Raw genomic sequence first — 20,665 nt, forward strand, 5'->3', positions numbered from 1 at the left:
ACACGCTCGCGGTAGTCGTCAGTTGTGCCGTTCTTACCTGCCTCGTGGGAGTTCTTGCCACTGCTGCTGGACTCTTCGACTGGCCAATTTGGGAGTCCGCCGTGCTCTTCGCTGCGGTCGGCCTCATTGGGGGCGGCATTGCCGTAGCGCGGCGAAAGTCAGTGTCTGGAAGAGGCGAAGAGACGCGATGACATCCGCAGCCAGCGAGATGTTACGGATGCAAGAGTACTGACTGGGCCAACAGCGCCTACTGCAAGCATGTGGGCTGGCCGCCAGGCGATGCCCTGGCGGCCGGCCCTCACGAGGCGACGTGAGCTTCCGCACCGGCCTGGGCACCGCGTACGCCTCGCGCAGCCTGCTCTACAAGTGCCGCAGTTCCTGCAGACGCCCACCACGGCGGGTTAAGGCTTCGGCCTCAGCGTGAGCGAAGCAGGACTGCTCTCCCTGCCCATGCTGGCCGCGATGTCTGTGGGCGGAATCCTCTCCGGTGCGCTGGCCGCACGGGTGAGTCAGAAGGCGCAACTCGTCGTGAGCGCCCTCCTGAGCACACTGGCCTGCGCGGCCTTCGCGCTGCGGCAGGACAGCTGAACCGTGCATCCCGCCCCTGGCGGCCGCGTCAACCTGGACCAACCTGGCGCCCGACCCTCAAAGGTCAGAGCAGCCATGACACCCACCCCGTGCACGCGACACGACCGTGATCATCCGGACAGCGCTTGAAGCGGCAGCACGACTACCCCGTACGCAAGGAACGAGAAGGCTGCTGCTACGGCCAAAACGAGTGCGCGTTCCCTGTTACTGCGAGCCAGCAGGGAGGCGAGGACCGAGACGCTGAGGCAGGCCCACGCCTGCGTGGCGTAGTGCAGGTGCCAGCCGTAGAGCAACGCCTCCATTCCGCAGACGCCCGCGACACTGGCAAGCCCGACGACCCGGAGCCGCGTCGTCCGACCACGCAGCGACCAGTGGCCGGCTGCGCCGAAGAACGGCGGTGATGCACGCCATGGACAACCACACGAGGGGGAAGAACAGTTGCCCCATGCCGTCACGTCCCAGCTCCGCATACCCGTAGTAGCCCACGACTAGGCCGACTTCGGTTGCGAGGCCACACGAGATCGCCGGCCCGACGGGACCTCGTCGCGAGACGAGGGCGCCGGTCACGAACGCGGCGACGCACCACGCAGCACCAGAGTTCGCGATCTGGTTCCACACGCCGGGCAGCCATCCCTGGGCGAGGTTGGTCAGCACTCCAAGGAGGAGACCTGCGAGCGCCGACAGGATCACTGGACCGCGCAACGTTCTCCTGGCGATCATGGTTGGACGGTCAGTACTCAGAAGCATGTCGCCTCTGCGGGTCGTAGTTGCACGGGACGCGACTGTACGCTCTTTGTATACATGGAGTGTATACGGGGGGTGGAGGTGCCCTGGCCGGTCCCTCATTGTTGTCTGACCGTTCATTCAAGATATGTTAGCCTGCTTGGCGACCACAGGCGAGCACTCGACTGCCTGCCGGGGAACCCCAGGAGCTTGCACATGAACGAACGTAGGGCCCTCATCCTTGACTTCGGTGGTGTCCTCACCACGCCGCTGCTGGCGTCAGTCACCGAATTCGAGCGTGACGAAGGACTTCCACAGGGCAGTGTCGTGCGTCAACTTGCCGGCGATCATGAGATCCTCCGCCTCACCGAAGACTTGGAACGCGGCTCCGTCACGCAGGCACAGTGGAACGAGGTCGCAGCCCTGCGGATCGGGGTCAGCCCCGACAACCTGTTGGGGCGGATATTTTCCGGACTGAAACCGGAGCCGTTGATGTTCGAAGCGGCGGCGGCCGCCCGTCGGCAGGGAATCCGGGTCGGTTTGCTGTCGAACAGCGTAGGCAGGGCTCCCTGGGACCTCTACGCCGACTGCGATCTGGGAACCACATTTGACGCGGTGCTGATCTCGGAGGAACACGGGTTGCGAAAGCCCGAGCCGTCGATATATGAGCAGATGCTCAAGATGCTCGAACTTCCTGCCAACGCCTGTGTTTTCGTGGACGACACCCCGCACAACCTTCCCCCAGCTGCCGCCCTGGGCATGGCTACGGTCCAGGCGCGGGAGCCACGGGCGACGATCACCGAGATTCAGGACCTTCTCGGTATCAGCCTGATCCACTGAAATCCTGCACAACCGCATACTCGACCGAGCCAAACATGCGTGGCCGGTGGAAACCACCCTGGAGTGACCTTGCCGATTGCTCGCCGGTTCTACGCCCCTGTTGTCCTCCCCGGCTGACCAAGGATCTCGATAGGGTGGCTCGGCGGAGGGATCTGATGAGCGCTGGGGAGATGAGTCGCGCGGAGGCGGTCGTGCTCGTGCAGCGGGTTATGGAAGCGGACTACCCCTCAGATGACGAGGTGGACGGCTGGCTGGACAGGCTCGACAGTGCCCTGGCATGCCCGTCCGGTTATGTCAGCGACTTGATCTTCTGGCCGCCGGAGCGGGAGCGTTCGGCTGATGAGGTAGTCGATCAGGCCCTGGCGTACCGGCCGATCGCTTTGTGAGGTCGGGATTCAGCCCTGAAGCCCAGATGAGTAGAGCTGCGGTGGTTGCGGTGCCGAGGAAGATGTAACCGCGCTTGTCGTAGCGGGTGGCCACGGTCCGGAACTGCTTCAGCATGTTGATCGCTCGTTCGACAGTGTTGCGTTTCTTGTAGCGCTCTTCGTCGAAGCCGGGTGGCCGTCCGCCGCGTGAGCCTTTGCGCAGGCGGGCGGCCTGGCTGTCGGGCTTCTCCGGGATCGAGTGCCGGATACCACGGCGTCGCAGATACTCGCGGCGCGGACTGTTGCTGTATGCCTTGTCGGCCGCGAGGCTGTCGGGCTTCGTGCGCGGCCGGCCCGGACCGACCCGCGGAACACGGATCTTCTCCAGCACTGTCTGGAACTGGGTGCAGTCCGCCCGCTGTCCGCCGGTGACGACCAGGGAGAGCGGGCGGCAGCGGCCGTCCGCGCGCAGGTGGAGTTCGCTGGTGAACGGTGCAGAATTCCGTCGATCACCTGCCGATGGTCCCGCCACCGGCCACAATGTCCGTTGCTCACCGGCAGGAACGGCCGCAGCCGTTCCCACTCGGCATCTGTCAGATCGCCCCGCCCCATGGCCACAACAACGACCCAGGCACGGACGAGTCACATGATCGCCCGGACAGCTCGAGTCGATATCTTCGACACGTCCATGTTGCCCATCCCGAAGGCCGCGCTCTCCTCCGCCCGCTTCAACGTCCACTTCATCTGCGGCCTGGGGATCCGCGCCGGGCCGCGCCGCAGCCGGTCCAGCTCCGACACCCGGGCGCTCGGCGGCAGCGTCAGCAGGGAGTCCAGGAACGCCCGTTGATTGATGCTCAGCAGCCCGTGGAGGGTCCTACAGCCGCTGGTTCGCCGCCTGCTTCACCGCCGCCACCAGCCGGGCCAACGTTGTCACCCTGGGCGGCAGGTGAGCCGGGGGAGATGCTTTCGTTTGGCGGTTCTGCCTGCGGGTGTTCCGTGGGGGGTTGTTGTTTTGGACGGCCTGGGAGAACCGTCCGGGCGGTCTATTCTTCGTGTGGGTTGGCTGGTGTTGGGGTTGCTGGTCGGGTGGGGTGGGGGGTGTGTTGTGTTGGTTTCAGGGGTTGTGGGCTGTGTCCTGGTGGTGGGGGGTAGTGGTTTTGTCGGGGGGGGTGCCTCTATGTCTTTCGTCAAGCAGGTCGGGGGCGCCTCGGCTGGTAGAAGGTTCCGTCGCGGAGCATGGCGAACAGGACGCTGATGCGGTGGCGGGCGAGGCGGAGGAGGGCCTGGGTGTGGGTTTTGCCGCGGGCTCTGCAGCGGTCGTAGTAGGTCCGGGAGGCGGGATCATGGAGGGCTGCGAACGCGGAGAGGAACATCGCGCGTTTCAGCTGCCGGTTGCCGCCTCGGGGGGCGTGGTCGCCGTGGATCGAGGTGCCGGACTGCCGGGTGGCCGGGGCGAGACCGGCGTAGGAGGCCAGGTGGCCGGCGCTCGGGAACGAGCTGCCATCGCCGACGGTCGCCAGGAGGACTGCGGCGGTCCTGACGCCGATGCCGGGCATCGAGGTCAGGACCGGAGAAAGAGGGTGGGCCTCCAGCAGTGCCTCGATCCGCGCCTCCAGGGCCCGGCGTTGCTCGTGAACGGCGGCCAGCGACTTCGCCAGCGACTTCGCCAGCGACGGGACGATCACGTCGAGGGTGCCGGTGCCCGGAACGGTGACGGTCTGCTCGTCGAGCGCGGTGAAGATGTCGTCGACCAGCCGCTCGGCCATGCGCGGGGCCCGGGGCCGGACGACTTCGACCAGCTTTCGGCGGCCGGCCTTCCGCAACGCCTGCGGGGATCCGTAACGCTCGAGGAGCCAGGTCACCGCCTGGTGGTCCAGACGCGGCCCGAGGACCCGTTCGAGGCTGGGGTGAAACTGGGTGAGCAGGCCGCGGATGCGGTTGCTGGTGCGGTTGGCCTCGCCGGCGAGGTCCTGGTCGAAGCCGACCAGCATGGTCAGCTCTGCGGTGATCTCATCGGTCAGGTCGAGGGTGCGCAGGGTGTGGGGCATGGTGCGGGCGGCGTCCGCGATGACCACGGCGTCCTTCGCGTCGGTCTTGGCCTCGCCGGGATAGAGGTCGGCGATCCGCCGCATCGCCAGTCCGGGCAGGTAGGCGACCTGACAGCCGGCGTCCCGGGCGACCGTCAGCGGGAGGGCGCCGATGGAGGCGGGCTGGTCCACGACCAGCAGAACCGTGCCGAACTTGGCCGTGAGCTTGTCGAAGACGACCCGCAGCTTCGGTTCGCTGTTCGGCAGCTGCTTGTCGAACACCGTCTTCCCGGCCGGAGTCAGCCCGTGGCCGTGATGCGTCTGCTTGCCGACGTCCAGGCCCAGGAAGACGCCCACCCCGTCGATATCGATCACCGTGCCCCCACATGCGTCGATGCGTGCCGGCCCCAGGGTCGGGAGCCGTTCGCGCGCATCCACGTTATGCAGACCTGCCGCCCGAAAGCGGCCGGGCATTGGCGCCCGGCCGGACGGCGGTCGGACCTCTGATCAGCGTCTCCGACGGCACCCCACGGACCCGGTGACACCACCCCCCAGGTCATCCCATCGACAGGGGGCAACAGCCATGCCGGGCCCGGAGGCCAGCGGCCCTCTTGCAGGACCGCAAAAAACATAACGGGGGGGCGGTGGTTGGTGAGTTGGTGGGGCGTGCGGTTGTTGGTGGTGGGCCCGCAGTGCGGGTTCTGGCACGCCGGGCGCCGTTGTCGGGTGGTGGGTTGGTGGGTCATGTCTGTGGGGATCTGACGCGGCCGGAGTCGTTGCGGGGGGGGGTTGGCGGGGGGGGGGGATGTGGTGGTTCGTGCGGCTGCTTATGTGGGGCGTGATGCGGCCCGGTGTGAGGCGGTGAATCTTCGCGGCACTGTGGCCCTGTTGGAGGAGGCGCGGCGGGAGGGGGTGGGGCATGTGGTGTATGTGAGTACGGCTTCCGTTTACGGTCCTGGTCCGCACCGTGGTGTGGGTCAGGAGGCGTTGGTGCCGTGTCCGGTTTCCCCGGCGAGCATGTCGCGGTTGCGGGCGGAGCGGGCTGTGCTCGAGGCGGGTGGCACGGTGGTGCGGCCGCATCTGGTGTATGGGGCGGGTGATGTGTGGTTCGTGCCGGCGGTGGTGCGGTTGTTGGCGGGGGTGTCGGTGTGGCCGGCGGGGCGGGTGTCGCGTAGTTCGCTGATCGCGGTGGGTGATCTGGCGCGTGCGGTGGCGGGTCTGGCGTGCGGGCCGAGGGCTGTGGACCGTTGTGTGGTGTATCACGCGGCGGATCCCCGGCCGGTGGCGGCGGACCGGCTGTTGGCGGTGTTGGGGCGGCATTTGGGGGTTGTGGTGCCGCGTGGGGTGGTGTCGGTGGGGGAGCATCGTGAGCTTGTCAGGCGCGCCGTGCCGGATTTGTCCGATCATCAGTACGGGTTGCTGACGGTGGATCACTGGTATCGGGCGGATCGTCTGTGGTCCCGGATCGGTGAGGGTCCGGGGCCGGGTTTCGAGGCCCGTTTCGCGGAGGTGGCGCGCTGGTATGCGGCGTATCTCGCCGGGCGGGGTCCGGCCCCGGTGCGGCGGGGGGCGGCGGGCCGGGCGGGGCGGCGGGCTGAGCGGGGCCGGGGCGGCGGCGGGGGGTTTAGCGGGCGGGGGCCGTTGTGTCGGTGTGCAGTTTGAGCATGCGGTCTTCGCTCATGTCGACGGAGGCCAGGACGGAGGGGACTGTGATGCTGGGCAGCAGGTGGCGCAGCAGGGCGGTGACTCTGGTGGCGAGGTCCTGGTGTCCGCTGAGTGCCTGGGAGAGGGACTGGATGCCTGTGTAGGCGCCGACGAGTATGCCGGAGGTCTCGGCCGGCACGATGTGGGGGAGCAGTTCGCCCTGGGCCTGGGCCTTCTCCAGGCGTTCCTGGAGCATGCTGTCCCAGCGCATGAAGGAGTCGCTGCGGTTGAGGCCGTGGGCGAGTTCGTCCAGGGCCAGCCGCACCGCCGCCTGGACCAGGGGGTCGGTCTGCAGGCGGTAGGTGTGCAGCAGCACGATGTCGACGATCTCCTGGATCTTGGACGGGCGGTCCGGGACGTGGAAGTCGTGGTTCTGGGAGAGGAGTACCTCCTGGGCGAGGTCCTCCTTGGAGGGGAAGTGGAAGTAGAGCGCGCCCTTGGTGACGCCGGCTTCCGCGAGGATCTGGGAGATCGTCGCCGCCTGGTAGCCGTGTTCCTGGAAGACCTTGGCCGCGGCGAACAGGATCGTCCTGCGTGTGCGGATGGCCCGCTCCTGTTCAGCCATGCTGTCCTCCAGTCGATCCACGCGCCCGGGCATACCGTCGATTGCAAACCATCCAGTCCGTATTTAACAGCCTGTCTGTGTCTGCCGGCGATGCCGTGGTCGGCGGGATGGCCGTCCCTCGGCCGCGGCCGCGCCGGTCCGGTCGCGGACGTACGGGAGGGCGGGTCGGGTCGTGGACGCACAGCCGGGCCCGGTCCGGTCGCGGACGTACGGCGGGCGGGTGCGGTCGTGGAGGCGCGGGTGGGCGGGTGCGGTCGTGGACGCGCGGGCGGGTCTGGTCGTGGACGCGCGGGAGGGCGGGTCTGGTGGTGGGCGTGCGGGTGGGCCGGCCGGGAGGCGCTGTGTGCGCCGTTGCGGCCGGCCCGTGGCCGTGGTGGGGTCAGGCGGCGGGTGCCGCCACGGTCACGGTGGACCGGAAGACCGGGTTTCCGTCCTGATGGCCGGTCACCTGGACGGCGGTCTGTTCCTGGTCGGTGTGCGGCAGGCGGCGGGCGTCGATGGCGCAGGGGGTGTCCAGTTCGGCGTAGCGGCTGAACTGTCCGGTGAGGGACAGGGGCATGGCGTCCTCGCCGGCGGTCGCCACGGCGGCCTGCCGGGCGGCCTCGAGCAGCATCATGCCCGGTATGTGGTCCACCGGGTGTTCGAAGAGGACGGGGTGGCGGGTGTCCACCCGCAGCTGCCAGCGGCCCGGCCGGCCCACGGGTGACAGGACGACGTCGGTGGGTGAGACGCGGCCGACGTTCTGGGGCGCTGTCGGGGCGGTGAGGGCGAGCTGGGGGCCGGCGTTGTTCAGCCGGTCGGCGCGCAGCCGCTGGTAGACCTTGGAGGTCATGCAGGTGAAGGACGCGGCGCCGGTCGCGACCACCTGCCCGGCGCGGCGCATCACCGCCGTGTAGCGGAGTCCGGCCAGGTTTTCCCGGCGCATCCTGACGTCCTCGCAGACGACGTCGATGTCGAGGGAGGCCGGCGCGCCGCCGACGAGGAGGTGCTCCGGGCGCACCGTGAGCGACAGGTCCCGCATCAGGAAGTGGTGGCCGAGCGGGACTGCGTACTCCGCGTGGGCCAGCAGTGAGCCGATCTGGCGGAGTGTCTCCGCCGCGATGAGCGGGTCGTGGCAGCCGTTGACGCTGGTGAAGAAGATGTGACCGCGGGGCCACTGGGCGGTCACGGCGAACCGGCACTCGTCCGCGCGCTCCCAGCCGGTGAGCATGACCTCGGCGACGCTGGCGCGATGGACGAACTCCTTGGGGACGGTGGTGGTCAGGGACGGGTGACGCGGCGCGGTGGATCCCGCCGCCGCCCCGTGACCGCTCTGCGTGTACTGCGTGCCGCGGCCGGTCCCGTGGCGGACCGCGCGAAGATCGCCGACCTGCTCCGGCCGGAACGCATCGGCGTCCACCTGTCCGAGGAGTTCCAGCTGCACCCCGAGCAGTCCACCGACGCCCTCGTCGTCCACCACCCCGAGGCGAACTACTTCAACGCGGGAGGCCGCGCGTGACGACCTCGGTGACGACCTTCTCCTTCGAGTTCTTCCCGCCGAGGACCGCGGCCGGCGAGCGGACCCTGTGGCAGGCGGTCCGCCAGGTGGAGCCCCTGCGCCCGGACTTCGTCTCCGTGACCTACGGCGCCGGCGGCTCCTCCCGGACCCGCACCATCGAGGTCACCCGGCGCATCGCGGCGGAGACGACCCTGCGCCCCGTCGCGCACCTCACCGCCGTGGGCCACTCGGTCGCCGAGCTGCGCCAGATCATCGGCGCCTACGCGGACGCCGGCATCAAGGACGTCCTCGTCCTGCGCGGCGATCCCCCCGGCGACCCCCGGGGACCGTGGGTGGCGCACCCGGACGGCTTCACCCACGCCTACCAGCTGGTCGAACTCGTCCGCTCCCTGGGCGACTTCACCGTCGGCGTCGCCGCCTTCCCCGAACGGCACCCCCGCTCGCCCGACTGGGACACCGACATCCGGCACTTCGTGGCCAAGTGCCGTGCCGGCGCCGACTACGCCATCACCCAGATGTTCTTCCACGTCGAGGACTACCTGCGGCTGCGCGACCGGGCGGCCGCGGCCGGCTGCGACATCCCGATCGTCCCCGAGATCATGCCCGCCACCGACGTGCGCCAGATCCGCCGCTTCGCCGAACTGAGCGACGCCGCCTTCCCCGAGGACCTGGCCCACCGTCTGCAAGCCGTCCGCGACGATCGCGCCGCGGGCCACCGCATCGGCGTCGAGTACGCCACCGCCATGGCAGAACGCCTGCTGGCGGAGGGCGCGCCCGGACTGCACTACATCACCCTGAACAGGTCCACCGCGGCCCTGGACATCCACCGTAACGTCATCAGTTCAAGGAGCATTCGTGTCGCCTGAGTTCGAGGATTTCAAAGTCGCCGACCTCTCCCTGGCCGCGTTCGGCCGCAAGGAGATCACCCTCGCCGAGCACGAGATGCCCGGCCTGATGGCGATCCGCGAGGAGTACGCCGACGCCCAGCCCCTCGCCGGCGCACGTATCACCGGCTCCCTGCACATGACGGTGCAGACCGCCGTCCTCATCGAGACCCTGGTCGCCCTCGGCGCCGAGGTCCGCTGGGCGTCCTGCAACATCTTCTCCACCCAGGACCACGCGGCGGCCGCCATCGCCGTCGGCCCGGACGGCACGCCCGACAACCCGCAGGGCGTCCCGGTCTTCGCCTGGAAGGGCGAGACCCTCCAGGAGTACTGGTGGTGCACGGAGCAGGCGCTGACCTGGCCCGGCAGCCCCACCGGCGGCCCGAACATGATCCTGGACGACGGCGGCGACGCCACCACCCTCGTCCACCAGGGCGTCGCCTACCTCAAGACCGGCGAGCTGCCCCCGGCCGACAACGAGGAACTGGCGGCCGTGGCCGCCCTGCTGAAGGCGAGCACACTCGACTGGACCGGCATCGCCGCGCAGATCCGCGGTGTGACGGAGGAGACCACGACGGGTGTGCACCGCCTGTACGAGATGCACCGTGAGGGCTCTCTGCTGTTCCCGGTGATCAACGTCAACGACGCGGTGACGAAGTCGAAGTTCGACAACAAGTACGGCTGCCGGCACTCGCTGGTGGACGGCGTCAACCGGGCCACGGACGTGCTGATCGGCGGCAAGACCGCGGTCGTGTGCGGCTACGGCGACGTCGGCAAGGGCTGCGCGGAGTCGCTGCGCGGCCAGGGCGCCCGCGTGATCGTCACCGAGATCGACCCGATCTGCGCGCTGCAGGCGGCGATGGACGGCTACCAGGTCACGACGCTGGACGAGGTCGTCGAGACGGCCGACATCTTCATCACCACGACCGGCAACAAGGACGTCATCATGGCCTCGGACATGGCCAGGATGAAGCACCAGGCGATCGTCGGGAACATCGGTCACTTCGACAACGAGATCGACGTGGCCGGCCTCGCGAAGACTCCGGGCATCGTCAAGGACGAGGTCAAGCCGCAGGTCCACACCTGGACGTTCCCCGACGGCAAGAAGATCATCGTGCTGTCCGAGGGCCGCCTGCTGAACCTGGGCAACGCCACCGGCCACCCGTCGTTCGTGATGTCCAACTCCTTCGCGGACCAGACCCTGGCCCGGATCGAGCTGTTCACCAAGCCCGACGCGTACGGGACGGGCGTCCACGTGCTGCCCAAGCACCTCGACGAGAAGGTCGCCCGTCTCCACCTGGACGCGCTCGGCGTCAAGCTGACCACGCTCCGCCCGGAGCAGGCCGACTACATCGGCGTCGAGCCCGGGGGCCCCTACAAGCCGGACCACTACCGCTACTGACGGCACCGGCGAAGGCCCGTCGCGGCTGTCCGGAGACAGCGGCGGCGGGCCTTCGCGGATCGTGGAGCGCAGCGCTACGTCGTGTGCGGTTGTCGTGTGCGGTTGTCGACCGGGGGCGCGGGCGGTGGCCCGCGCTGTCGCGGGGCGGACCTACTTCCCGTCGCGGTTGAAGGTCGAGGTGGACCAGAAGTAGCCGAGGACGGTCAGGGCCAGGCACCAGCCGACGGCGAGCCAGCCGTTGTGGCCGATCTCGGTGCCCAGGAGCAGGCCGCGCAGGGTCTCGATGGCCGGCGTGAAGGGCTGGTACTCGGCGATCGGCTGGAACCAGCCCGGCATCGAGTCGACCGGGACGAAGGCGCTGGACAGCAGCGGCAGCAGGATCAGGGGCATGGCGTTGTTGCTGGCGGCCTCGGCGTTGGGGCTGACCAGGCCCATGCCGACGGCGATCCAGGTGAGCGCCAGGGTGAAGAGGGCGAGCATCCCGAACGCCGCCAGCCACTCCAAGGCGGTGGCGTCGGTGGAGCGGAACCCGATGGCCACGCCGACGGCGCCGACGAGGACGACGCTCAGGATCGACTGCAGGACGCTGCCGGCGACGTGTCCGACGAGGACCGAGGGCCGGTGGATGGCCATGGTGCGGAAGCGGGCGATGATGCCCTCGTTCATGTCCATGGAGACGGAGACCGCGGTGCCGATGACGGTGGAACCGACGGTCATCAGCAGCAGGCCGGGGATGATGTAGGCGATGTAGGCGGAGCGCCCTCCGCCGCCGATGCCCGCGCTCATGGTGTCGCCGAAGATGTAGACGAACAGCAGGAGCAGCATGATCGGCGTGAGCAGCAGGTTCAGTGTGAGGGACGGGTAGCGGCGCGCGTGCAGCAGGTTGCGGCGCAGCATCGTGTTCGAGTCACGCACGGCGAGGGAGAGGGAGCTCATCGGACGGTCTCCTTGGGCTGGGTGGGGACGCCGGCGCCGCCGGTCAGGGCGAAAAACACGTCGTCGAGGTCGGGGGTGTGCACGGTGAGTTCGTCGGCCTCGATGCCGGCGGAGTCCAGCCGGTCGAGGACGGAGCGCAGCTCGCGCTGGCTGCCCCCCGAGGGGATCTGGAGGGCGAGGGCGTCGTCGTCGCGGGTCGCCGGGTTCAGCGCGAGGGCGGCGGCCTGGAAGGCGACGGGGTCGGTGAAGCGGAGCCGGACGTGGCCGCCGGGGACGAGGCGCTTGAGTTCGGCGGCGGTGCCCTCGGCGGCGATCTTTCCGTCGTTCAGCACGGCGATGCGGTCGGCGAGTTCGTCGGCCTCCTCCAGGTACTGCGTGGTGAGGAAGACGGTCACGCCGTCGGAGACCAGCTCGCGGATGATGCCCCACATGTTGTGCCGGGAACGCGGGTCCAGGCCGGTGGTGGGCTCGTCCAGGAAGATGATCCGCGGGGAGCCGACCAGCGTCATCGCGATGTCCAGGCGGCGCTTCATACCGCCCGAGTAGGTGGAGGCGGGCTTCTTCGCCGCTTCCACCAGGTCGAAGCGCTCCAGCAGTTCGGCGGTCACCCGCCGCCCCTCCTGCTTCGGCAGGTGGTGCAGGTCGGCCATGAGGAGCATGTTCTCCTCGCCGGTGATCAGACCGTCGACGGCGGAGAACTGGCCGGTGACGCCGATCGAGGCCCGCACGGCCTGCGGGTCCGCGGCGAGGTCGTGGCCCGCGACCTGGGCCTGTCCGCCGCCGGCGGAGATGAGGGTGGAGAGGATCTGCACGGTGGTGGTCTTGCCGGCCCCGTTCGGACCGAGCAGAGAGAAGATCGTCCCTTCGGGAACGGTCAGGTCGATGCCGTCGAGCACGGTCTTGTCGCCGTACGACTTGCGCAGCCCGTTCGCTGTGATGGCCGGCTTGGTCATGAGGGGGGCTCCTTGTTGGGTGCGGGTCAGAGGCTGCGGGCGGTGATGTCGCCGTAGGAGGTGGTGGCGTGGATGACGAGCCCGGCGGCGGTCCCGTCGGTGGTGGTGAGGGTGTTGTCGATGCGGCCGTGGGTGGTGCCGGCGTTGAGGGTGGCGGAGGTCGTGGAGGCGGCACCGAGGGTGATGTCGCCCTGCTCCGTACGGAGTGTGACCGTGCCGCAGACCGCTTCGGTGACACGGAGATTGCCCTTCCGGGTGGCGATCTCGGCGGTGCCGTTCAGGCGGTGGACGGTGACGTCGCCTGCGACGAGGGCGATGCGGGCGCCTTCGATCTCGTCGAGTTCGACCGTGCCCTGGGTGCTGTCGAGGGTGACCTCGCCGAGGCGCCCGTGGCCCTTCAGTTCGGCGTCGGTGGCCTTGGCCTCGACGCGGGAGCCGGCGGGCAGGTGGACGGTCACCTCGACGATGCCGTAGGAACCGAGGATCCGGTTCCTGACCGCGGGGGCGTCGATGCGCAGGACGCCGTCGGCGAGGGCGACCGTGGTCTTCTCCGCCGCCTGCAGGTCGAGGCTCTTGGAGGCATCGGAGGGCAGGACCTCGACGGTGGTGTCGGTCCGGTCCGTGGCGGTGAACCGGATGCGTCCGGCCGGGATGTCGAGGACGGCCGCGACGGGGGCGGGGGTGTCGAACCTCTGCATCGTGCACTCCTTCTTCTGCATCGTGCGCTCCTGCGAACCAATGTTTCTGATGACAGAAACGCTACGTTGCATTCACCAAATAGGCAACGCAGTTGTTGCCTCAAGTAGTAGTAAGTGCAGGTAGATGCAAGCAAATCATTGCAATGAGGCGAGACTTAACGCAACGACCTCTCCTGCTTTCGTTGCAACAGATTGAGGGCGAACGCTATACGGGGGCCTCCGGGAGCGTGCAGGGGACCGCCCCGCCGGCAGAAGGACCCACCCGGTGGGAGCCGGACCGGGAGAGGGAGGCCGTGAAGCCCGCGCAGGACACCGACGCGCGCGGCGTGAGGCCGGGCACGGACGGCGTGGGGCAGGTACCGGCACGGGGCGAGGACGCCGGGCGGCCGGGCGGTGGGGGGATCGGCGTACCGGTGGGGGGCGGTGCCGCGCGGCGCGGGCCTTCGCGCCGCGACGGCTGCGGGACGCGACCGGTGCCGGAAGTCGGGGTCGCCATGGGATCAGTGAACCGGAGGCCCGCCCCCGGGACCATCGACCTCGGCCGGACCTCGACCGGCTCTCAAGCGGCCTTGCGCGCAACGGCGTTCATGGCCCCCGGCGTCCGCGACGCCGCGGCGTCCCACGAGGCCCTCGGCCGTTCACCCCGCGCACCGCGTCCGTGCACGAGGTCCCTCGCGTGTTCCGGCGCGATCCGCGGCGCGGGTGAAGTGCCGCCTCCTGGCAGCCGTCCACCGCACGCGACTATGTTCGCCGTACGAGAGGCGTACGAGAGGCGGGGCGTACGGCGTACGGAGGTACGGGGCGTACGGGGTGCGTACTCGCCTACGCCGCCGCGAGGACGGGGGAGGCCGCCGCCCCCTGCCGCGCCGAGGGCCGTACGGTACGGGCGGGGCGGCCGGCGAAGACGTACAGGCGCAGGACGAGGAAGCGGCCCGCGCCGGCGAGGCCCGACGCGCCGAGATAGACGAGCTGCTCGGCCGGCAGGCCGGCGGAGGGCTGCACCAGGTGCAGGACGTGAACGGCGATGCCGGTCGCGAGGAAGGCGGCGGTCGCCGAGCCCGCGGACTGCCAGTGCTCCCGCCGTCCGGCGCCGCGCCCCTTGGCGAAGGTGAAGCGGGCGTGGAGCTCCGTGCACAGCAGGGTGGAGACGATGGTGACGATGGCGTTCGAGACCGCCCAGGGCATCGTCACGGCCAGCAGCGGTACCGCGAAGCTGGAGAGGACGCCGACACCGCCGCCGGAGAGCACGAACCGTACGAACGAGGCCACCGGCCCGGGACCGGCCGAGGCCGCCACCTCGCACCTCTTTCCGGGCAGCGGCTTCATGGTGGTGTCCTTCCTGGTGTCGGGGGCTGCTACAGGCTGCGGGCGGTGATGTCGCCGTAGGCGGTGGTGGCGTGGATGGTGAGGGCGGCGTCGGGTCCGTCGGCGTTGTCGAGGGTGTTCTGGATACGGCCGTGCCCGGTGCCGGCGTCGAGGGCGGCGGAGGTGCCGCGGGCCGCGCCGACGGTGATGTCGCCGTACTCGGTGCGCAGGGTGACGGTGCCGCGTACGGCTTCGGTGACGCGGAGGTCACCCTTCTGGGTGCTGATCTCGGCGGGGCCGTTGAGGCGGTGGACGAGGACGTCGCCGGCGGCGAGGGTGAGCCGGGCGTTCGTGGTCTCGTCGAGCTTGACCGTGCCCTGCGCGGCCTCGAGGGCGACGTCGCCGAGGCGTCCGACGCCCCGCAGTTCGGCGCTGGCGGCCTTCGCCTCGACGCGGGATCCGGCGGGCAGCTGGACGGTCACCTCGACGGCTCCGGAAGGACCCAGAAGCCGGTTCTTGGCCGCCGGGGCCTCGACGCGCAGGACACCGTCGGCGTAGGCGACCGTGGTCTGCTCGGCCGCCTTCACGTCGCGGCTCCTGGAGGGGGTGGCGGGCAGGATCTCGACGGTGGTGTCGGTGCGGTCGGCGGCGATGAACCGGATGCGCCCGGCGGGGATGTCGATGACGGCCGTGACGGGGGAGGGGGTGTCGAACCTCTGCGTCGCGCTCTTGTCCAGCTGCATCGTGCACTCCTCCGGATCCTTGTTTCTTATGACGGAAACGCTACGTTGCGTTCATGGATCTGGCAACGCATTCGTCGCACAAGTTCGACGTTTACGCAGGTGCAAGCCAAGAAAACGTTGCAATGACGCTAAAGCTAATGCAACTTCCCTGATCCTCTTCGTTGCAAATAGCTGGTGGTTGAACGCTATGGTGGAAACGCGAAGGTGGCAGACACCACGGAACACGTGAGGAGACCGCGATGCCGGGAGGCAGGCTCACCCAGCAGGAACGCCAGCAGATCGCACTGGGACTGGCCGACGGCCTCGCCTACGCCGAGATCGCCAGACGCCTGGACCGCCCCACCTCGACGATCACGCGCGAGGTGATGCGCAACGGCGGCCCCACCTCCTACCGCGCCGACCTGGCCCACCGCGCCACCGAACACCGCGCCCACCGCCGCCGGCAGACCGCGCCCCGCGACCCCAGGACGCCGGCACAGCCCCACGGGCGCGACGCCGAGGCGGTGCGCGAGTACGAGGAGGTGTTCACCACCGTCGTCATGGCCTCCGGCATGCCCAAGATGATGGCCCGGGTGCTGGCCGGCCTCTGCCTCACCGACTCGGGCAGCCTCACCGCCTCCGACCTCGCCCAGCGCCTCCAGGTCAGCCCGGCGTCCGTGTCCAAGGCGATCGCGTTCCTGGAAAGCCAGGGCTTCGTCCGCCGCGAACGCGACGAACGCCGCCGCGAACGCTACGTCGTCGACGACGACATCTGGTACCAGTCGATGATGGCCAGCGCCCGGTCCATCGCCCAGGTCGTCGAGACCGCACGGCAGGGCGTCGGCGTCCTCGGCTCCCACACCCCGGCCGGCGCCCGCCTGGAGAACATCGCCCGCTTCCTGGACTTCGTCTCCGAGAGCACCGCCCGCGCCGCGGAACAGGCCCGCGACGTCCTCTACACCAAGCCCGAGCACCTCACGTCCGCGACAACCTCGGACGGCGCCGCCTGACCCACGCCCCCCTCGTCACCGGTATGTGGGGCCGCCCCCAGCCGGACGGCCCCGCCGCCGGAGGCTTCCTCGCCGGATGCCCGGTCGAGGACTGGGATGTACCGGCCGACGGCGGCGACGAACTGACCACCGACCAGATCCAGCACATTAGGGCCGGAGTGAGACGACGCTGGCCGTGGATCACGGACGCGCCCTCCCGCGCACCCGAGGCTGCCCAAGAAGGTACTCCCATGACAGCCGACACCCCAGCCCTCCCCGTCACCGACCGCACCCGACTGCGCCGCATGCGCGAAAAGGGCCGCACCCGACGCGCGGACCTCAACGCCGTCCTGGCCGCAGGGTTCCTGTGCCATCTGGCCGTAGTGGTCGACGGCACCCCCATGGCCGTCCCCACTGTGTACGGCGCCACCGCCGACACCCTCTACATCCACGGATCCGTGGCCGGCCGCAGCCTCCTGCGTGCACCCCACGCCACGGTCTGCGTGACCGTCACCCACCTCGACGGAATCGTCCTGGCCCGCTACGTCTCAAGCACGGCGTCAACTACCGCTCAGCGATGATCTACGTCACCCCACGCGTAGTCACCGACCCCGGCGAGAAAGTCGAAGGCCTGCGCGTACTGACGGAACAATGCGTGCCGGGCTGCCGGGCCAGTGGGACTACGCTCGCACACCCAGCCGCAAGGAACTCGTGGCCACCACACTGCTGGCCCTCGACCTGGCCGAGGCATTCGTCGTGAAGGTACGCACCGGCCCGCCCGACGACCGCGACAGCCCCGACGCCGACTTGAACGTCTGGGCCGGTGTACTCCCCGTCACCACGCTTTGGGGACCCCCGGTACCCGACCCGGCACGGCGCACCGCAACCCCCCTGCCTTCCCACATCACCAGGACAACCGGCACCGACGTCTTCCCCCACCGACCTCGACCAGACCCTTCCCAGCAACGGACCCACCCCCGGCGGCAACACCTGAAACAGAAACGGACCCCGGTGGTCCCACGCTGCTTGTCGGCGCGGCACACCACCAAGACCACCCGCCACACTCACCTTCAAGCCCACCGCATACCGATGGCGGAAAGCCGCTCCACCCGCTCCGGAGACAGCGTCGCGGCCCGGCTCCGCTGGTTCCCGGCCCAGACACCCAGCTTCAACTCCCGCGCCTGCGCACCGTCTCCATCCTCGTGGACGATCCGCTCGAGATGTTTCCTCGGCCCCCGCAGGTGACCCTCGGGCTCAAAGAACTGCTTGGCCCCGGGCAGGGCGTGACATGAGCCAGCCGAGGGTGACAAGTGCGGTACCCGCGATACCGTTCCAAGTGATCGTCTCCGCGAGAAAAAGGGACCCGAACACCATGCCGACGCACGGCATGACATAGGTGACGGAGGAGGCGCGGGCGGCCCCCCAGGCCAGGATCAGACGTGTATTCCAGAGGTAGGCAAAGCCCGTGCCTACGGTGCCCAGGATGACCACGCTCGCCCAGGCCGCGGTGCCGGCCTGAGGGAAGGAGCGAGCGACCAATGGGGTGAAGAGCAGCATGACGGCTGCTCCCGCCACCACCAGGGAAGTCGAAATCGAACCGATATCAGCGCCGCGCAGGGCCGTACACCAGTGGAGATAGGTGAACCCGCCTGCATAGCAGCATACGGCTGCCAGACATTGTGCGACCGCGGACCAGTCTTGGAACGACGTGTTCAGTCTCCAGGGGGCGGCGATGACTACTACACCGCAGAAGCTGGTGGCCAGCGCCGGGAACTTTGGGCGTGCGCCGTCCGCCCCGCCTTTCGTTGCGTATACGAATACGGTGGTGACGAGCGGGGTGGTGGCATTGAGAATGATCGCCATGTGGGAAGGGACGCGCAGTTCTGCGTGAGCGTACAGGGAGAACGGAATTACGCACATCAGCATGGCGAGCACCCCGATGTGCCCCAGCAAGTGCGGCGCGACGACGACCGGTTGACGTCTAACCAGGGCGTACGACACCAAGGCCGCCGCTCCGAGTACGAGACGGCACCAGACGACCTGGAACGGGGTGAAGTCAGCAAGAGCCACAGAAATGAGGGCGAAGGCAGTGCCCCAGGCCAGGGAGAGGAGGAGGAACTCGGCTGCGAGGACGTGTCTTGCTACGTCGGTGCTTCTAGGCAGAAGGGGTGTCCCAGGCGATCAGGAGTTGCCTGAGTCCTCCGGTCACCTTGTCGTGGGCCAGGTCGTGCTCATATGTGGGATGTGCCCTCCTGAGTGCGGGAAAACGGCTGAGGCCTGCAAGGTAGACGGAGAGTTCCAGGCGGGCAAGCGCCGCACCCAAACAGTAGAACGTGCCGTGTCCGAAGGCTATGTGGGGGTTGGGTCGACGGCGGACGTCAAAGCGTGTCGCGTCGATGAACACCTGCTCGTCCCGGTTGGCCGACTGGAAGGAGAGCACGATCAGATCCCCAGCCTTGATCGGCGCGTCGGGCAACGGCATGTCGGAGTGGGCGTAGCGACATATGTAACCGCCGCCCGGCACGGCCAGGCGGAATATTTCCTCCACTGCTCCGTCCAGCAACGAAGGATCGTCGCGCAGTTCCGCCAGTTGCTCGGGATGGTCGAGCAGGAATGCGGTGCCGTAGGACATGCGTGTGGCAACTGTGTCGTAGCCGGCCAAGAAGATGTCGAGGATGGCCCTCGCGAGTTTGTCGTCCTGCAACTGCACGGAGTCGGGAGGAGTCAGGGCGAAGTCGGAGAGCAGCCCGCTGTCCCTGAGTGGGCCGTCGGGCTGATCCCGGATCTTCTTGAGTACCGCGTCGATCTCTCGCAGGAGGACGTCGCGACGGGCCGTCGCTGCCTCTGTCATCCCGTAGGTGCGCGCCGCGTCGGACCACTGCACTAGAGCGGGCCGGAGTTCCTGCGGTATCCCGAGCAGGTCACAGATGACCGTGGCAGCGAACGGCTGGGCAATCCCTGCGCAGACGTCCACCGGAGGTCCGTCAGCCAGGCGGTCGGTGACGATGTCCTGAAGCAGGATCTCCAGACGGGGTCGCAGTTGGGACAGACGGCGGCTACTGAACGGGCGGGAAAGGGCGTGCCGCCACCGGGTGTGGTCGGTGAACTCGTCCGCATGTCCGCTCTGCGGTTCCATGAGGGCGGCGTCCCACAGGCGCGGCGCATGCGGCGGATCGACGTGGGACTTGCCCACGCGCAGGTCGTTGCACATGGCTCTGACACCGTCGTAGTTGGTAACCAGCCAAGCGCTGTCGCCTGTGGACGTGGGTAGCTTGTCGATGCCTGTTCCGGAGCGCAGTTCGGAGAACTGAGAGGGTTCACCCGTGCCCCACGGACACGCGTAGGGGAGCGTAGGTTCACCTGACGGTTCGTCGACCATGATCACTCAGCCCTCCTGGGCGCAGAGCCTCTAGATGGGCTCAACCACCTGATGCTTCCTCGTGCGCCGTACTTGACGTGCTTTTTCGACGATGGCCCGAGAAACGACGGGAAGCGAATCGGGTTGCACGGCGAGGAAGAGATTCGGCTCGACCAGTTCCAGTTCCATCACCGTGGGGCGACCTGCGTCGTCGTCTACGAGGTCTACTCGCGCGTAGAACAAGTCCTGCGCGTCCGGTACCACCGCTAGTGCGCTCCTGGCCACATCCAGTTCGCTCTGTGTGGGGACCCAGGGTTCGAGGCCGGGGTGGGCCACCTTGCGCTGGTCGTACGGGACACCGGGCGCCAGTACTGCGTTCTTCCGGATAGCGTGGAGAAACTTACCGTCAAAGAAGACCAGGGCGCGTTCGCCGCTGGAGTCGATTCGGGACATATAGGGCTGCACCATGGCAGTGAGGCCCTCGCTGTGCATGCGATGGATGTGGCTCAGTGCCGTGGCCTGGTCGGACGGCTGATAGCGCGCCGCGTAGCGGGCGCCGGCGCCGACCGCGGGCTTCACCACGAACGCATGCTGAGACGGAAGGGCGGGCTCTGTGTTCGGTGCGGCGTAGGTCGTCGCGACTACCGGCACACCAGCGTCCGCGAGCCGTGCCAGGTAATGCTTGTCGGAGCTCCACCGTACGACCGAGGGAGGATTCCTCAGGTTGGTCACATGACTGCAGCTGTCCACCCAGTCAAGGAAGTCCACTGACCTCCAAGTGTAGTCCCAGGTCGATCGGAGCACCACGAGATCGAATGCCTCCCACTCGACCTCCTCGTTATCCCAATTAACGGAACTGGCCTCGGCTCCTTCCTTGTTCAAGGATGCCAGAAGCATGGGCATGTCGCGATCCATGTTGATCTCTGGACGCGGCTGGGTGGTGACCAACGCGATTCTGACTTCTGGCATGGCCCAATTCCTCACTCGGGGCGACGTTGCGAGAGCACGGTACATCGAGAATGGAACTTCCTCGAATCCGTCGGTACCCGCCCCCTCTTGTGTTACATGTAGTCAGCCCGACGCATCGGGAATCTTCGGTTCCGGCATG

Annotated in this window: 20 protein-coding genes and 5 pseudogenes; 9 read left to right on the plus strand and 16 right to left on the minus strand. The window is 68.5% G+C overall.

Going from position 1 to position 20,665, the window contains the following annotated elements:
* Positions 1 to 420: 420 nt before the first annotated feature.
* The gene (locus tag ACIF8S_RS12430; protein WP_399998967.1) at positions 421 to 588 is read left to right on the plus strand and encodes a hypothetical protein; all 168 of its coding nucleotides are present in this window, start codon (positions 421 to 423) and stop codon (positions 586 to 588) included.
* A 110-nt stretch (positions 589 to 698) separates the two neighbouring features.
* Here the strand turns inward: ACIF8S_RS12430 and ACIF8S_RS12435 are convergent, their stop codons facing one another.
* Positions 699 to 1,058 (minus strand): DUF6518 family protein, encoded by a 360-nt coding sequence (locus ACIF8S_RS12435; RefSeq protein ID WP_399998969.1) that lies wholly within the window; start codon positions 1,056 to 1,058, stop codon positions 699 to 701.
* Positions 1,045 to 1,452, minus strand: a pseudogene (locus ACIF8S_RS12440) (DUF6518 family protein); the annotation flags it as partial. The gene ACIF8S_RS12435 and the pseudogene ACIF8S_RS12440, both read right to left, overlap by 14 nt.
* A 75-nt stretch (positions 1,453 to 1,527) precedes the next feature.
* Between ACIF8S_RS12440 and ACIF8S_RS12445 the strand changes: the two are divergent.
* Positions 1,528 to 2,151: an HAD-IA family hydrolase gene (locus ACIF8S_RS12445; RefSeq protein WP_399998971.1), complete on the plus strand. Its 624-nt coding sequence runs from the start codon at positions 1,528 to 1,530 to the stop codon at positions 2,149 to 2,151.
* A gap of 155 nt (positions 2,152 to 2,306) precedes the next feature.
* Positions 2,307 to 2,537 (plus strand): e9imm peptide, encoded by a 231-nt coding sequence (locus ACIF8S_RS12450; protein WP_399998973.1) that lies wholly within the window; start codon positions 2,307 to 2,309, stop codon positions 2,535 to 2,537.
* Positions 2,538 to 2,559: 22 nt separating this feature from the next.
* Here the strand turns inward: ACIF8S_RS12450 and ACIF8S_RS12455 are convergent.
* The 3 genes and pseudogenes from ACIF8S_RS12455 to ACIF8S_RS12465 all read right to left on the minus strand — a co-directional run.
* Positions 2,560 to 3,128 (minus strand): annotated as a pseudogene (locus ACIF8S_RS12455) (IS5 family transposase); the annotation flags it as partial.
* A gap of 51 nt (positions 3,129 to 3,179) precedes the next feature.
* Positions 3,180 to 3,462 (minus strand): annotated as a pseudogene (locus ACIF8S_RS12460) (hypothetical protein); the annotation flags it as partial.
* Positions 3,463 to 3,703: 241 nt separating this feature from the next.
* Positions 3,704 to 4,918 (minus strand): IS110 family transposase, encoded by a 1,215-nt coding sequence (locus ACIF8S_RS12465; protein ID WP_399998975.1) that lies wholly within the window; start codon positions 4,916 to 4,918, stop codon positions 3,704 to 3,706.
* A gap of 435 nt (positions 4,919 to 5,353) precedes the next feature.
* Between ACIF8S_RS12465 and ACIF8S_RS12470 the strand changes: the two genes are divergently transcribed.
* Positions 5,354 to 6,205, plus strand: coding sequence for an NAD-dependent epimerase/dehydratase family protein (locus ACIF8S_RS12470; RefSeq protein WP_399999033.1), 852 nt, complete (start codon positions 5,354 to 5,356; stop codon positions 6,203 to 6,205).
* Here the strand turns inward: ACIF8S_RS12470 and ACIF8S_RS12475 are convergent.
* Both ACIF8S_RS12475 and ACIF8S_RS12480 read right to left on the minus strand, forming a co-directional pair.
* Complete coding sequence (locus ACIF8S_RS12475; protein ID WP_399998976.1) at positions 6,168 to 6,812, minus strand: ScbR family autoregulator-binding transcription factor; 645 nt, start codon at positions 6,810 to 6,812, stop codon at positions 6,168 to 6,170. The two genes, ACIF8S_RS12470 and ACIF8S_RS12475, sit on opposite strands and share 38 nt — an antisense overlap.
* Positions 6,813 to 7,191: 379 nt before the next feature.
* Complete coding sequence (locus tag ACIF8S_RS12480) at positions 7,192 to 8,211, minus strand: ScbA/BarX family gamma-butyrolactone biosynthesis protein (protein ID WP_399998977.1); 1,020 nt, start codon at positions 8,209 to 8,211, stop codon at positions 7,192 to 7,194.
* Between ACIF8S_RS12480 and ACIF8S_RS12485 the strand changes: the two are divergent.
* The 3 genes and pseudogenes from ACIF8S_RS12485 to ahcY all read left to right on the plus strand — a co-directional run.
* Positions 8,161 to 8,310 (plus strand): annotated as a pseudogene (locus ACIF8S_RS12485) (vitamin B12 dependent-methionine synthase activation domain-containing protein); the annotation flags it as partial. The gene ACIF8S_RS12480 and the pseudogene ACIF8S_RS12485 overlap by 51 nt on opposite strands.
* Positions 8,307 to 9,176 (plus strand): methylenetetrahydrofolate reductase [NAD(P)H], encoded by an 870-nt coding sequence (gene metF, locus ACIF8S_RS12490; protein WP_399998978.1) that lies wholly within the window; start codon positions 8,307 to 8,309, stop codon positions 9,174 to 9,176. The pseudogene ACIF8S_RS12485 and the gene metF, both read left to right, overlap by 4 nt.
* On the plus strand, positions 9,166 to 10,596 hold the full coding sequence (gene ahcY, locus ACIF8S_RS12495) for an adenosylhomocysteinase (RefSeq protein ID WP_399998979.1): 1,431 nt from the start codon (positions 9,166 to 9,168) through the stop codon (positions 10,594 to 10,596). The genes metF and ahcY overlap by 11 nt, the downstream gene beginning before the upstream one ends.
* A gap of 150 nt (positions 10,597 to 10,746) precedes the next feature.
* Here ahcY and ACIF8S_RS12500 read toward each other — a convergent pair whose 3' ends face one another.
* The 5 genes from ACIF8S_RS12500 to ACIF8S_RS12520 form a co-directional block, all read right to left on the minus strand.
* Entirely contained in the window at positions 10,747 to 11,532 is a 786-nt protein-coding gene (locus ACIF8S_RS12500) for an ABC transporter permease (RefSeq protein ID WP_399998981.1), read from the minus strand.
* Entirely contained in the window at positions 11,529 to 12,485 is a 957-nt protein-coding gene (locus tag ACIF8S_RS12505) for an ATP-binding cassette domain-containing protein (RefSeq protein WP_399998983.1), read from the minus strand. Before ACIF8S_RS12505 ends, ACIF8S_RS12500 begins: the two co-directional genes overlap by 4 nt.
* 26 nt (positions 12,486 to 12,511) lie before the next feature.
* Positions 12,512 to 13,183: a DUF4097 family beta strand repeat-containing protein gene (locus ACIF8S_RS12510; RefSeq protein WP_399999034.1), complete on the minus strand. Its 672-nt coding sequence runs from the start codon at positions 13,181 to 13,183 to the stop codon at positions 12,512 to 12,514.
* An 822-nt stretch (positions 13,184 to 14,005) separates the two neighbouring features.
* Positions 14,006 to 14,509 carry a hypothetical protein gene (locus ACIF8S_RS12515; RefSeq protein WP_399998984.1) on the minus strand — a complete coding sequence of 168 codons (504 nt, stop codon included), beginning with the start codon at positions 14,507 to 14,509 and terminating at the stop codon, positions 14,006 to 14,008.
* A gap of 29 nt (positions 14,510 to 14,538) precedes the next feature.
* Positions 14,539 to 15,231: a DUF4097 family beta strand repeat-containing protein gene (locus ACIF8S_RS12520; RefSeq protein ID WP_399998986.1), complete on the minus strand. Its 693-nt coding sequence runs from the start codon at positions 15,229 to 15,231 to the stop codon at positions 14,539 to 14,541.
* Positions 15,232 to 15,470: 239 nt separating this feature from the next.
* Here ACIF8S_RS12520 and ACIF8S_RS12525 point away from each other — a divergent pair, with 239 nt between their 5' ends.
* Together ACIF8S_RS12525 and ACIF8S_RS12530 are read left to right on the plus strand one after the other, a co-directional pair.
* Positions 15,471 to 16,220, plus strand: coding sequence for a helix-turn-helix domain-containing protein (locus ACIF8S_RS12525; protein WP_349794150.1), 750 nt, complete (start codon positions 15,471 to 15,473; stop codon positions 16,218 to 16,220).
* A gap of 230 nt (positions 16,221 to 16,450) precedes the next feature.
* Positions 16,451 to 17,123, plus strand: a pseudogene (locus ACIF8S_RS12530) (pyridoxamine 5'-phosphate oxidase family protein); the annotation flags it as partial.
* A gap of 146 nt (positions 17,124 to 17,269) precedes the next feature.
* Here ACIF8S_RS12530 and ACIF8S_RS12535 read toward each other — a convergent pair.
* The 4 genes from ACIF8S_RS12535 to ACIF8S_RS12550 are packed head-to-tail and all read right to left on the minus strand — an operon-like array spanning position 17,270 to position 20,526.
* A complete protein-coding gene (locus ACIF8S_RS12535) occupies positions 17,270 to 17,509 on the minus strand; it encodes a helicase associated domain-containing protein (RefSeq protein ID WP_399998987.1) in 240 nt (79 codons plus the stop codon).
* On the minus strand, positions 17,454 to 18,362 hold the full coding sequence (locus ACIF8S_RS12540) for a DMT family transporter (protein WP_399999036.1): 909 nt from the start codon (positions 18,360 to 18,362) through the stop codon (positions 17,454 to 17,456). The genes ACIF8S_RS12535 and ACIF8S_RS12540 overlap by 56 nt, the downstream gene beginning before the upstream one ends.
* A complete protein-coding gene (locus tag ACIF8S_RS12545; protein ID WP_399999037.1) occupies positions 18,355 to 19,578 on the minus strand; it encodes a cytochrome P450 in 1,224 nt (407 codons plus the stop codon). The genes ACIF8S_RS12540 and ACIF8S_RS12545 overlap by 8 nt, the downstream gene beginning before the upstream one ends.
* Before the next feature lie 30 nt (positions 19,579 to 19,608).
* Complete coding sequence (locus ACIF8S_RS12550; RefSeq protein WP_399998988.1) at positions 19,609 to 20,526, minus strand: RimK family alpha-L-glutamate ligase; 918 nt, start codon at positions 20,524 to 20,526, stop codon at positions 19,609 to 19,611.
* Positions 20,527 to 20,665: the final 139 nt, after the last annotated feature.

It is taken from the genome of Streptomyces sp. NPDC085937, assembly GCF_044540535.1.
GTDB lineage: Bacteria > Actinomycetota > Actinomycetes > Streptomycetales > Streptomycetaceae > Streptomyces.